This window comes from Variovorax sp. 01T439_2, from assembly GCF_056398445.1.
Genome location: NZ_JBFTPJ010000049.1, coordinates 1 through 12,538, shown reverse-complemented (window position 1 = coordinate 12,538; position 12,538 = coordinate 1). Strand labels below are relative to the sequence as shown.

The 12,538-nt window shown below is 67.9% G+C and carries 10 protein-coding genes; 5 read left to right on the top strand and 5 right to left on the bottom strand.

The annotated features are described in order from the left end of the window. Window positions 1–204 precede the first annotated feature (204 nt). From AC1DOC_RS04210 to AC1DOC_RS04190, 5 genes are all read left to right on the top strand, one after another. The gene (locus AC1DOC_RS04210) at window positions 205–1,809 is read left to right on the top strand and encodes an ABC transporter ATP-binding protein (RefSeq protein ID WP_012747765.1); all 1,605 of its coding nucleotides are present in this window, start codon (window positions 205–207) and stop codon (window positions 1,807–1,809) included. Then, on the top strand, window positions 1,809–2,870 hold the full coding sequence (locus tag AC1DOC_RS04205; protein WP_196230445.1) for an ABC transporter permease: 1,062 nt from the start codon (window positions 1,809–1,811) through the stop codon (window positions 2,868–2,870). Before AC1DOC_RS04210 ends, AC1DOC_RS04205 begins: the two co-directional genes overlap by 1 nt. 130 nt (window positions 2,871–3,000) lie before the next feature. Next, window positions 3,001–3,924 (top strand): ABC transporter permease, encoded by a 924-nt coding sequence (locus AC1DOC_RS04200; protein ID WP_012747763.1) that lies wholly within the window; start codon window positions 3,001–3,003, stop codon window positions 3,922–3,924. Window positions 3,925–3,926: 2 nt separating this feature from the next. Next, complete coding sequence (locus tag AC1DOC_RS04195; RefSeq protein WP_012747762.1) at window positions 3,927–4,379, top strand: hypothetical protein; 453 nt, start codon at window positions 3,927–3,929, stop codon at window positions 4,377–4,379. 80 nt (window positions 4,380–4,459) lie between these two features. Continuing rightward, on the top strand, window positions 4,460–5,740 hold the full coding sequence (locus AC1DOC_RS04190) for an amidohydrolase family protein (protein WP_012747761.1): 1,281 nt from the start codon (window positions 4,460–4,462) through the stop codon (window positions 5,738–5,740). 4 nt (window positions 5,741–5,744) lie between these two features. On the opposite strand, the gene sbcB is transcribed toward AC1DOC_RS04190, so the two are convergent. From sbcB to AC1DOC_RS04165, 5 genes are all read right to left on the bottom strand, one after another. Further along, window positions 5,745–7,184, bottom strand: coding sequence for an exodeoxyribonuclease I (gene sbcB / locus AC1DOC_RS04185; RefSeq protein WP_478129439.1), 1,440 nt, complete (start codon window positions 7,182–7,184; stop codon window positions 5,745–5,747). After that, complete coding sequence (cls, locus tag AC1DOC_RS04180; protein ID WP_018904992.1) at window positions 7,185–8,630, bottom strand: cardiolipin synthase; 1,446 nt, start codon at window positions 8,628–8,630, stop codon at window positions 7,185–7,187. It abuts the gene before it with no gap. A 109-nt stretch (window positions 8,631–8,739) separates the two neighbouring features. Then, a complete protein-coding gene (gene clpA / locus AC1DOC_RS04175) occupies window positions 8,740–11,061 on the bottom strand; it encodes an ATP-dependent Clp protease ATP-binding subunit ClpA (RefSeq protein WP_478129438.1) in 2,322 nt (773 codons plus the stop codon). Between the two features lie 67 nt (window positions 11,062–11,128). After that, window positions 11,129–11,488: an ATP-dependent Clp protease adapter ClpS gene (gene clpS / locus AC1DOC_RS04170; RefSeq protein WP_012747757.1), complete on the bottom strand. Its 360-nt coding sequence runs from the start codon at window positions 11,486–11,488 to the stop codon at window positions 11,129–11,131. A 305-nt stretch (window positions 11,489–11,793) separates the two neighbouring features. Next, window positions 11,794–12,538 (bottom strand): isocitrate/isopropylmalate family dehydrogenase (locus AC1DOC_RS04165; protein WP_478129437.1); only part of this gene is annotated, 745 nt, incomplete at its 5' end.

The following is a 12,538-nucleotide window of genomic DNA, read 5'->3' as shown; positions in this document are numbered from 1 at the left end:
CCTTCATGGGCATTGCGGCCGACAACTCGGCCAAGGTGATGCTGGCGTTCCTGGCTGCATGGAAATGATCCTGCCTTTTCTCCCTCCCCTTCCGGGGGCGGGTTGGGGTGGGGGCACGCGGCCTTCGATCGATCACCATGGCGCTGCGGGCGCTGCCCGCCCCCATCCCGGCCTTCCCCCGGAAGGGGAAGGAGCAAGACCTTCATGAACAGCACGACCGTCCTGCGCCTCCAGCGCATCACCAAGCGCTTCGGCACCCTCGTCGCGAACGACGCCATCTCCCTCGACCTGCACGCGGGCGAAGTGCTCGCGCTGCTGGGCGAGAACGGCGCGGGCAAGTCGACGCTCATGTCCATCCTGTTCGGCCACTACGTCGCGGACGAAGGCGGCATCGAAGTCTTCGGCGCGCCGCTGCCGCCGGGCAATCCCAAGGCGGCGCTGGCCGCGGGCGTGGGCATGGTGCACCAGCACTTCACGCTGGCCGACAACCTCAGCGTGCTCGACAACGTGATGATGGGCACCGAACCGCTCTGGCGCCCGGTCTCGCGCCGGGCGGCCGCACGCGCGAAGCTGCTCGAGGTGGCACGGCGCTTCGGCCTGCCGGTGCAGCCCGACGCGAAGATCGGCAGCCTCTCGGTCGGCGAACGGCAGCGCGTCGAGATCCTGAAGGCGCTGTACCGCGGCGCGCGCATCCTGATCCTCGACGAGCCGACCGCCGTGCTCACGCCGCAGGAAAGCGAAGCGCTGTTCGCCACGCTCGCGCAGATGGTGGCGCAGGGCCTGTCGGTGATCTTCATCAGCCACAAGCTGGGCGAGGTGCTGCGCGTGTCGCAGCGCATCGCGGTGCTGCGCGGCGGCAAGCTGGTGGCCGAGGCGCGCACCGCCGAAACCACGCAGGCGCAGCTCGCGCTGTGGATGGTCGGGCATGCCGTGGAGGCGCCGCAGCGCCGGCCCGCCAGGTCGGTGGGCGACGCGGTCTGCGTGCTCGACCATGTGAGCACCGCGTCGGACAAGGACCAGGCGCAGAACCGGCTGCGCGAGGTGTCGCTCACGCTGCGCGCCGGCGAAATCACCGCCATCGCGGGCGTCTCGGGCAACGGCCAGGTGGCGCTGGCCGAACTGCTGTGCGGCACGCGCCGCGCCACCTCGGGCACGGCCCTGCTGATGGGCCGCGCGCTGCCGCCCTCGCCCGCACGGCTGGTGCAGCGCGGCGTCGCGCGCATTCCCGAGGACCGGCACGCGGTCGGCGTGGTCGGCGACCTGCCGGTGTGGGAGAACGCGGTGTCGGAACGGCTGCGCAGCCCCGTCTTCTCGCGCTGGTCGTGGTTCGTGCGGCGTGCGGCCGCGCGGCTGCATGCAGGGCGCATCGAAAAGGCGTTCGACGTGCGCGGCGCGGGGCTGATGGCGCCGGCCCGTTCGCTTTCGGGCGGCAACATGCAGAAGCTGATCCTCGGGCGCGCGCTGCTGGCGCCCGAGCAGGACGAAGAAGACCCGGACAACAGGAAATACCCGACGCGTGCGCCGCGCCTGATCGTTGCGCACCAGCCGACCTGGGGCCTGGACATCGGCGCCGTCGCCTATGTGCAGCAGCAACTCATTGCCGCGCGCGATGCGGGTGCGGCGGTGCTGGTGATTTCCGACGACCTCGACGAGGTGCTCGCGCTCGGCGATCGCGTGGCCGTGATGCACGGCGGCCACCTCGGCGAAGCGCGCCCGGCCGCGGCTTGGACGCGCGAAGCCATCGGGCTGGCGATGGCCGGCGCGGCGGCGCAGCAGCAGCAGCAGCAGCGCGCAGGGACTACGCCATGATGCGGCTCGAACGGCGCCACCAAAGCTCGCGCGCCGCGCTGGTGCTGGCACCCATCGGCGCAGTGGCCTTCACCATGGTGGTGAGCGCGCTGCTCGTGCTCTGGGCCGGTGCGCCGGTCGGCCGCACCTACGCATTGCTGCTGCAGGGCGGCTTCGGCTCGGTGTTCGCGTGGAGCGAAACGCTGACGCGCGCCATTCCACTGATCCTCACCGGCTTGGCCGCGACCGTCGCCTTCAAGGCGCGGCTTTTCAACATCGGCGCCGAGGGTCAGCTGTTCGCGGGTGCCCTCGCCGCCGTGGCCGTGGGCGGCATGCATGGCGGCACGGGTTTCGAGCTGCCGCCCTGGCTGCTGTTCCCGCTGATGATGCTGGCCGCCGCCGCGGCGGGCGCCCTGCTGCTGCTCGGCCCGGCGCTCATGAAGAACAGGCTCGGCGTCGACGAGGTGGTGACCACGCTGCTGATCAACTTCATCGTGCTGCTCGGCGTGTCGGCGCTGCTCGACGGGCCGATGAAGGACCCGAGCGCCATGGGCTGGCCGCAGAGCGTGTCGCTGCAGGCCGAGCTCGAACTCGGCAAGCTCGTTGCGCAGACCCGCGTGCACACCGGACTCGTCTGGGCCGTGTCGCTCGCGGTGATGGTGTGGGCGATCTTCAAGTACACGGTGCTGGGCTTCGACATCCGCGCGGTGGGCGCCAATGCGCGCGCCGCCGCCTTCGCCGGCGTGCCGGTCACGCGCACGGTGGTGACGGTGGCGCTGCTCTCGGGTGCGCTGGCGGGCCTTGCGGGTGCCATCGAAGTGGCGGGACGCACCAGCTATGTCACGCTCGACATGTCGCCGGGCTACGGCTACACGGGCATCGTGATCGCGATGCTCGCGGGGCTGCATCCGCTGGGCGTGATCGCCGCGGGCGTGTTCGTGGCCGGCGTGCTGGTCGGCGCCGACACCATGAGCCGCGCCGTGGGCGTGCCGACCTACATCGCCGACGTGATCGTCGCGGCCTCGCTTGTCGCGGTGCTGGTGGCGACGCTGCTCACGCAATACCGGGTGCGGATGAAATGACCGAGTTGGCGCCTGCGCATTTGCTCCTTCCCCCGCCGGGGGAAGGCTGGGATGGGGGCATCGGCGCCCACATCGAGCGCCGCGTGCCCCCACCCCCACCCTCCCCCGGAAGGGGAGGGAGAAACACCAGATGACAGACCTGCTCGACATCCTGACCAATCCGGCGTTCTGGGTCGCGGTGCTGCGCATCGCCACGCCGCTGATCCTCGGCACGCTGGGCGTGCTGCTGTGCGAGCGCGCGGGCGTGCTCAACCTCGGCATCGAGGGAATCATGGTCGCGGGCGCCTTCACCGGCTGGCTCGCGGTGTATGCGGGCGCGCCGCTCTGGGCCGGAGTGGGCGTCGCCGCGCTCACGGGCATGGTGTTCGGGCTGCTGCATGCCTTTCTCACGGTGGGCCTGGCGCTGTCGCAGCACGTCTCGGGGCTGGGCATCACGCTGCTGGCCACGGCGCTCAGCTACTTCGGCTACCGCGTGAGCTTTCCGAAGGTGAACACGCCGCCGACCATCGCGCCCTTCGCGCCGATGGAGTGGCTGCCGGTGCCCATCCTCAATGCGCAGACCGCGCTCACGCTGTTCGCGCTGCTGCTGGTGCCGGCGATCGCCTGGGTGCTGTACCGCACGCCGCTCGGGCTCGCCGTGCGCATGGTGGGCGAGAACCCGCAGGCCGCCGAGAGCCAGGGCGTGTCGGTCGCGGCCACGCGCACCGGCGCCATTGTGGCGGGCTCGGCGCTGATGGGCGTGGCCGGCGCCTTCCTCACGCTCTCGGCCTTCAACGCCTTCTTCTTCAACATGGTGAACGGCCGCGGCTGGATCTGCGTGGCGCTGGTGGTGTTCGCCTCTTGGCGGCCGGGCAAGGCCCTGCTCGGCGCGCTGCTGTTCGCGTTCTTCGATGCGCTGCAGCTGCGGCTGCAACAATCGGGCGATGCCGTGCTGCCCTACCACATCTACCTGATGCTGCCGTACCTGCTCTCGATCCTCGCGCTGGTGCTGGTGGCGCGCAAGGCCAGCTATCCGCAGGCGCTGATGAAGCCCTATCGCAAGGGGGAGCGTTGATCATGGCGAAGACAGGCGCTGCAACCTTGCTCGCGGCCGCGCTGTCGCTGTGCGCCGCCGGCGCGCACGCGCTGGGCAGCGACCACGGCTACGACGGCTTCAAGACACCCGATGCGGTCAGCTGGGTTCAGCTGTGCGGCGCCTGGGGCAAGGACCACCAGGGCACGTACCGGGTGATCCATGCCAGCCAGGACGCGCAGTCCTTTCTCTACGTGCAGTGGATGGCGCGCGATGCCAACGGCCGCCTGAACGCCGCACACACCGCAGCCATCTCCGAACTGGACAACGACCACGCGGAAATCGCCCTGACCGACCTCGGCTGCCGCGCCACGCCGCGCGGCATCGTGGTGACGGCGCGCGCCGCCTCCGGCCACGACGACAAGCTGCGCCGCGTGACCATCGAGGCGGGGCCGGCGCCGGGGCAGTACCGGTATCGGGCGCAGCGCACGCGCTGAACGAATTTCCTTCACGACCACCCGCGCAGCACCGCCCGCGCAAACGAAAATCCCCGCACCCGCTTCCGGAGACCCTCACGATGCTCGACCTCCTCGTCATCAACGCCACCCTCCCCGACGGCCGCTCGGGCATGTCGATTGCCGTGCAGGGCGGCCGCATTGCCGAAGTCACCGCCGGGCTCGACGCGCCGGCGCTCGACAAGCTCGATGCCCAGGGCCTGCTGGTTGCGCCGCATTTCGTCGATCCGCACTTCCACATGGATGCCACGCTGAGCTATGGCCTTCCGCGCATCAACCAGAGCGGCACCTTGCTCGAAGGCATTGCGCTGTGGGGCGAACTCAAGCCGCTGCTCACGGCCGACGCACTCATCGAGCGTGCGCTGGCGTATTGCGACTGGGCGGTGGCCAAGGGCCTGCTGGCCGTGCGCTCGCATGTGGACACGAGCGACCCGAGCCTGCTCGCGGTCGATGCGCTGCTCGAGGTCAAGCGCAAGGTCGCGCCGTACCTCGACCTGCAGCTCGTGGCCTTTCCGCAGGATGGCGTGCTGCGCTCGGCAGGCGGCGTCGACAACCTGAAGCGCGCGCTCGACAAGGGCGTGGACGTGGTCGGCGGCATTCCGCATTTCGAGCGCACCATGGCCGATGGCGCCGCCAGCGTGAAGCTGCTGATGGAGCTGGCGGCCGAGCGCGGCAAGCTGGTCGACATGCACTGCGACGAGTCGGACGATCCGCTCTCGCGCCACATCGAAACCCTGTCGGCCGAGACCTGGCGCCTCGGCATGCAGGGCCGCGTGACCGGCTCGCACTGCACCTCGATGCATTCGATGGACAACTACTACGCGAGCAAGCTGCTGCCGCTGATCGCGCAGAGCGGCGTCAGCGTGGTTTCCAACCCGCTCATCAACATCACGCTGCAGGGCCGCCACGACAGCTATCCCAAGCGCCGCGGCATGACGCGCGTGCCCGAGCTGATGGCCGCCGGCGTGAACGTCGCCTTCGGCCACGACTGCGTGATGGACCCGTGGTACGGCATGGGATCGGGCGACATGCTCGAAGTAGCGCACATGGGCCTGCACGTGGCGCAGATGACCAGCCAGGCCGGCATCCGCCAGTGCTTCGACGCGGTGACCACGAACGCCGCGCGCGTGATGCACCTCGAAGGCTACGGCCTCGAGGCGGGCTGCGACGCGAGCTTCGTGCTGCTGCAGGCGCGCGACCCGGTCGAAGCGATCCGGCTGCGCGCGACGCGGCTCAAGGTGTTCCGCAAGGGGCGCCTGCTGGCGGAAACGCCGGCCGCGACGGCCGCGCTGCACCTGCCGGGGCGCGCGCAGTCCACCAGCTGGATGAGCCGCAAGTCCTAGCGCCTCAGGCTTCGGGCGCGATGGCCTCGGCGTACTCGTAGAGTGCGCCCAGGATCTCTTCGCCCCGCTCGTCCGCGGTTTCGGACAGCGCATCGACTTCGCTGAACAGCATCTCGATGGTGCGCGCCCCGCCCTCGCCCTTGAAGAGCCGCGCGGCGCGCAGCGCCTCCCAGCGTTCGGCCTCTTCCGAGCTGAGCAGCTCGGGCCAGTTGCGCGCGCGGTAGCGAAAGAGGATTTCCTCGAGCCGCCCGTCGTCGAAACCGGTGCGATCCTTGGCGAGCTCCTCGGGCGACAGCGCGCGCAGCTGGTTCAGGCGGCGCCGGTCGCCGTTGCCGACGAAGCCGCCGTAGAGGTCTTCATCGACATCGGGCACCGCCTCCTTGGGCCGCGCGTACACCTGCGACCAGATGGCGCTCATGTCGGGCAGGTCGCGCGCGATGGCCGCGTGGCGCAGCGCCGCGTCAAGGTCGACGTTCCAGCGCTCGGCCATGGCGGGCGCCAGCGTGCGCAGGTTGCCGACCACCATCGGCGACTTGTTGAGGTGGATGCCCTTGACCGGCAGGCGGACCACGCCTTCGGGCAGGTCGGCGGTGCGCGTGAACAGGCGCAGGCGCAGGGTCTCGACGTCGAGGTCGCGCAGCTCGCTGGGGTCGTGGGCCAGGTCCCAGGCGATCAGTTCGTTCTTGTTGGTCGGATGGCTCGCGAGCGGCCACATCACGCCGAGGCRGCCGCGCTCGACCGGGAACATGCCCGACACGTGCAGGAAAGGCCGCGCCGTCTCGCGCATGGCCGGCAGGCCGAGCTCGCTGGCGACGCGGTCCTTCTTGTGCAGGCCGAAGGCGAATTCGAAGAGCTTGGGCTGGCGCTCGCGAATGAGCCGCGCCAGCGCGATGGTGGCGCGCACGTCGGACAGCGCATCGTGCGCGGACTCGTGCAGCAGGCCGTTGGCGCGCGCCAGGTCCTCGAGCTTGAAGCTGGGCTTGCCGTCTTCCTTCTTCGGCCACTCGATGCCGTCGGGCCGCAGCGCGTAGGTCAGGCGCACCACGTCCAGCAGGTCCCAGCGGCCGCAGTCGTTCTGCCATTCGCGGGCGTACGGGTCGATCAGGTTGCGCCAGAACAGGAAGCGCGTGACCTCGTCGTCGAAGCGGATGGTGTTGTAGCCCACGCCGATGGTGCCGGGCTGCGAGAAGGCCTTCTCGATCTGCGCGGCGAAGGCGTGCTCGGGAATGCCGCGCTCCAGGCAGAGCTGCGGCGTGATGCCGGTGATCAGGCAGGCCTCGGGGCTGGGCAGGTAGTCGGGCGCCGGCTTGCAATAGATCATCAGCGGCTCGCCGATCTCGTTGAGCTCGGCGTCGGTGCGGATGGCGGCGAACTGCGATGGCCGGTCGCGGCGCGGCACGGCGCCGAAGGTTTCGTAGTCGTGCCAGAGAAAGGTGTGGTTCATTCAGAGCAAGGGGGAAAACAATCGTGCAAGCGCGTCGCCGAGGCGGCGCCAGAAACTCTGCGGCCGGTGGGCGCGCACTGCGCCGGAGCTGTGCAGGTCGGTCTCGAACTGCGCGGCCAGGGGGCGTGCCAGCTCGGGGCCGTAGACCACCGCGCTCACTTCGAAATTGAGCCTGAAGCTGCGGTTGTCGAAATTCGCGGTACCGATCATCGCGCAATGGTCGTCGACCACCAAGGTCTTGGAATGCAGCATGCGCGCCTTGTATTCCCAGACCTTGACTCCCGACGCAATCAGCTCGTCGAAGTAGGAGCGCGCGGCCGCGCTCACAATGGCCGAATCGCTGCGCCGCGGCACCAGCAGGCGCACATCCACGCCGCGCAGCGCCGCGCTGGTGAGCGCCATCATGGCGGGCTCGCCGGGCACGAAGTACGGCGTGGTGAGCCAGGCCCGCTCGCTCGCCGAATGGATCGCCTCCACGTGCATGCGGTGGATGGGTTCCAGCATGTTGTCGGGGCCGCTGGTCACGATCTGCACGGGAATGTCGCCGGCCTCGACCTGCGGCAGCATGGCGCCCATCAGGTGGTCGATGTCGCGCAGGTCTTCGCCGGTGGCATAGGTCCAGTCCTCCAGGAAGGTGGTCTGCAGCCAGCGTACCGCGCTGCCCTCGATGCGCAGGTGGACGTCATGGTAGGCGTCGGGCCGGGTGCGCTTGTCTTCCTCGTCGGTGATGTTGACGCCGCCGGTAAAGCCCACGCGGCCGTCGCACACCACGATCTTGCGGTGGGTGCGGTAGTTGGTCACCGGGCGCAGGCGGCGGCCGATGCGCGTGTCGTGGAAGAGCGCAACCTGCACGCCCGCGGCATGCAGCGGCGCCATGAACTTGCGGCCGATGCGCTTGGAGCCCAGCGCGTCGAGCAGCAGGCGCACCGACACGCCCTGCCGTGCGCGCTCCACCAGCAGGTCGCGCAGCGCGGTGCCGATCCTGTCGGGCTCGAAGATGTAGTACTCGAGGTGAACGTGGTCGCGCGCCGCGCGCACCGCGTCGAAGATGGCGTCGAAGGTGCGCGCGCCGCCCGAGAGCAGCGCCACGCCCGTCGCGCTGGACACCGGCAGCCCGCAGGCCGCGGTGCCCAGCCGCGCCATCTGCTGCAGCGCCGGCGGCGCGTTCTGCGCCGCGTCGCGCACGCGCGCCAGGTCGGCCTGCGTGTGCGCGCTGGCCCGGCTGCGCAGGCGCTTGACGCGCTGCTTGCGCAGGCGCTGCGGCCCGAGGAAGTAATAGATGACGAAGCCCGCGAACGGCAGCAGCGCGAGCGACAGGATCCAGCTCATGGTGGACACCGGCGCACGCTTCTGCATCACGATCCAGACCGACAGCACGGCGATATAGCCGCTCCAGGCCAGAGAGAGGCCGGTTTTCCATTCCTGACTGAGCTCGGGGAGGATCAAAGTAAGACTGCGTACGAATAGATTCCGGCCAAAAAAAAGCCGGCAGCGAATGCTACCGGCCTTTTGGGTACTGCCAGGGACAGCGCGGAACCGGCCTTGCCGGTCCGCCTTATCCGGCAGCGGCTTCTTCGGCTTCCGGCTTGGACTTGCCTTCCTTCTTCGGCAGCGGCTGGATGTCCAACTGCACTTCGCCCTTGTCGTCGATGTCGACCGACAGGCGGCCGCCATCGATCAGGCGTCCGAACAGCAGCTCGTCGGCCAGTGCACGGCGGATCGTGTCCTGGATCAGGCGCTGCATCGGGCGGGCGCCCATCAGCGGATCGAAGCCCTTCTTCGCCAGGTGCTTGCGCAGCCCGTCGCTGAACGTGACGTCGACCTTCTTCTCGGCCAGCTGCGTTTCCAGCTGCAGCAGGAACTTGTCGACCACGCGCAGGATGATCTGCTCGTCCAGCGCCTTGAAGCTCACGATCGCGTCCAGGCGGTTGCGGAACTCCGGCGTGAACAGGCGCTTGATGTCGGTCATCTCGTCGCCCGCCTGGCGCGGGTTGGTGAAGCCGATGGTCGCCTTGTTCATGGTCTCGGCACCCGCGTTGGTGGTCATCACGATGATCACGTTGCGGAAGTCGGCCTTGCGTCCGTTGTTGTCCGTCAGGGTGCCGTGGTCCATGACCTGCAGCAGCACGTTGAAGATGTCCGGATGCGCCTTCTCGATTTCGTCGAGCAGCAGCACCGCGTGCGGCTTCTTCGTGATGGCTTCGGTCAGCAGGCCGCCCTGGTCGAATCCGACGTAGCCCGGAGGCGCGCCGATCAGCCGGCTCACCGCATGGCGCTCCATGTATTCGGACATGTCGAAGCGGATGAGCTCGATGCCCATGATGTAGGCCAGCTGCTTGGCCGCCTCGGTCTTGCCGACGCCTGTGGGGCCGCTGAACAGGAACGAGCCGATCGGCTTGTCCTCGCGGCCGAGGCCCGAGCGCGCCATCTTGACGGCGGAAGCCAGCACCTCGAGCGCCTTGTCCTGGCCGAACACCACGCTCTTGAGGTCGCGCTCGATGGTCTGCAGCTTGCCGCGGTCGTCGTTGCTGACGTTGGCCGGGGGAATGCGCGCGATCTTCGCGACGATGTCCTCGACCTCGGTCTTGCTGATGGTCTTCTTGCGCTTGTTGGCCGGCAGGATGCGCTGGGCAGCGCCGGCCTCGTCGATCACGTCGATGGCCTTGTCGGGCAGGTGGCGGTCGTTGATGTACTTGGCGCTCAGTTCGGCCGCAGCCTGCAGGGCCGCCACCGCGTACTTGACGCCATGGTGCTCTTCGAAGCGCGACTTCAGGCCCTTCAGGATGTCGACGGTTTCCTGCACCGTCGGCTCGACCACGTCGACCTTCTGGAAACGGCGCGACAGGGCCGCGTCCTTCTCGAAGATGCCGCGGTATTCGCTGAAGGTGGTGGCGCCGATGCACTTGAGCTGGCCGCTCGAGAGCGCCGGCTTCAGCAGGTTCGAGGCGTCGAGCGTGCCGCCCGAGGCCGCGCCCGCACCGATCAGCGTGTGGATCTCGTCGATGAACAGGATCGCGTTCGGCTTGTCCTTGAGCGACTTGAGCACGCCCTTCAGGCGCTKYTCGAARTCGCCGCGGTACTTGGTGCCGGCCARKAGCGCGCCCATGTCGAGCGAGTAGACCTGCGCCTCGGCGAGGATCTCGGGCACGTCGGTCTGCGTGATGCGCCAGGCCAGGCCCTCGGCGATGGCGGTCTTGCCCACGCCGGCCTCACCCACCAGCAGCGGGTTGTTCTTGCGCCGGCGGCACAGGATCTGGATGACGCGCTCGACCTCGTATTCGCGGCCGATCAGCGGATCGATCTTGCCGTCCTTGGCAAGCTGGTTGAGGTTCTGCGTGAACTGCTCGAGCGGCGAAGCCTTCTCGTTCTTTTCGGCGCCTCCCTCTTCGCCCTCGCCCGAAGGCGATTCGCTGCTGCCCTTGACGGCCTCGGGCGGATCGCTCTTCTTGATGCCGTGGGCAATGAAGTTCACCACGTCCAGGCGGGTCACGCCCTGCTGGTGGAGGTAGTACACCGCGTGCGAGTCCTTCTCGCCGAAGATCGCGACCAGCACGTTGGCGCCGGTGACTTCCTTCTTGCCGTTGCCGGTGGACTGCACATGCATGATGGCGCGCTGGATCACGCGCTGGAAACCCAGCGTCGGCTGGGTGTCTACATCGTCGGTACCCGCCACCTGGGGCGTGTTGTCCTTGATGAAGTTGGTGAGCGACGCCCGCAGGTCGTCGACGTTGGCCGAGCAGGCGCGCAGGACCTCTGCGGCGCTCGGGTTGTCCAGCAAAGCGAGCAACAGATGCTCCACGGTGATGAACTCGTGGCGCTGCTGCCTGGCCTCGACGAAGGCCATGTGCAAGCTGACTTCCAGTTCCTGGGCAATCATGTGATTTCCTTTTGCCTTGCTGTAAATAAATTCTCAGATGGGTTTGAGCGCGCGCAATTCAACTGGTTCACGCAATGGGTTCGCTGACGCATTGCAGCGGATGCCCGGCCTGGTGCGCGGCCTCCATCACCTGATTGACCTTGGTGGCCGCCAGGTCGCGGGAATAGACCCCACAAACGCCGCGGCCATCGAGGTGGATCTTGAGCATGATCTGGGTCGCGGTTTCGCGATCCTTGTTGAAATATTCCTGCAGCACGACGATCACGAACTCCATGGGCGTGTAGTCGTCGTTCAGCATGACGACCTGGTACATCTGGGGCGGCGCGGTTTTCTGCGGCCGCCGCTCCAGAACGACCGAATCTCCGTCGTCCCCGGCCGGTTTCTGGGCCGGCGGAGTGCTGGGAGTCTTGGGAATTCTCGTTGCCATAAAAAAGATTCTATAGAGCGTGCAAGCACCGTGCCGGCGCAAGAAGACTTGGTGGCGCGTATTCGACAAATCAAGGGGCTTGCGTCGTGCACGACACCACAGAGGATGCAAAAAAATCTGCCTTCCGCCTGCGCCGCAGCATAAATATTACGCGGCACCCGGCCGGAAAAAAATGGGTATTTGGCGCAAGGTGTGCCATTTCTCAACCTGGCCCGCCGTGCCGTGCCGGATGAAGAAAAGCCCTCGAGACCGGGCGGTCTCGAGGGCTTGGGCCGCGCGGCGCCGGAGCGCCGCTGCTCGCGCAATTACATGTGGTCGATCATGACCTGGCCGAAGCCCGAGCAGCTCACTTGCGTGGCGCCGTCCATCAGGCGGGCGAAGTCATAGGTGACCTTCTTGCTGGCAATCGACTTTTCCATCGAGCTGATGATCAGGTCGGCCGCCTCGGTCCAGCCCATGTGGCGCAGCATCATCTCGGCCGAGAGGATTTCGGAACCGGGGTTCACGTAGTCCTTGCCGGCGTACTTGGGAGCCGTGCCGTGGGTGGCTTCGAACATGGCGACGGTGTCGCTCAGGTTCGCGCCCGGGGCAATGCCGATGCCGCCCACCTGGGCTGCCAGCGCGTCGGACACGTAGTCGCCGTTCAGGTTGAGCGTGGCGATCACGCTGTATTCGGCGGGGCGCAGGAGGATCTGCTGCAGGAATGCGTCGGCGATGCTGTCCTTGACGGTGATTTCCTTGCCCGTCCTGGGGTTCTTGAACTTCATCCAGGGGCCGCCGTCGATCAGTTCGGCGCCGAACTCCTTGGCCGCCAGGGCATAGGCCCAGTCACGGAAGCCACCTTCGGTGAACTTCATGATGTTGCCCTTGTGCACGATCGTGACGCTGGGCTTGTCATTGTCCACCGCGTACTGCAGCGCCTTGCGCACGAGGCGCTCGGTGCCTTCCTTCGACACGGGCTTGACGCCGATGCCCGAGGTGTTGGGGAAACGGATCTTCTTGACGCCCAGTTCGTCCTGCAGGAACTTGATGAGCTTCTTGGCCTTGTCG

Bases quoted from the DNA above. Each gene is read 5' to 3' on its own strand.
- AC1DOC_RS04210 (WP_012747765.1), top strand. From the start codon at position 205: ATGAACAGCACGACCGTCCTGCGCCTCCAGCGCATCACCAAGCGCTTC.
- AC1DOC_RS04205 (WP_196230445.1), top strand. From the start codon at position 1,809: ATGCGGCTCGAACGGCGCCACCAAAGCTCGCGCGCCGCGCTGGTGCTG.
- AC1DOC_RS04200 (WP_012747763.1), top strand. From the start codon at position 3,001: ATGACAGACCTGCTCGACATCCTGACCAATCCGGCGTTCTGGGTCGCG.
- AC1DOC_RS04195 (WP_012747762.1), top strand. From the start codon at position 3,927: ATGGCGAAGACAGGCGCTGCAACCTTGCTCGCGGCCGCGCTGTCGCTG.
- AC1DOC_RS04190 (WP_012747761.1), top strand. From the start codon at position 4,460: ATGCTCGACCTCCTCGTCATCAACGCCACCCTCCCCGACGGCCGCTCG.
- clpS (WP_012747757.1), bottom strand. From the start codon at position 11,488: ATGGCAACGAGAATTCCCAAGACTCCCAGCACTCCGCCGGCCCAGAAA.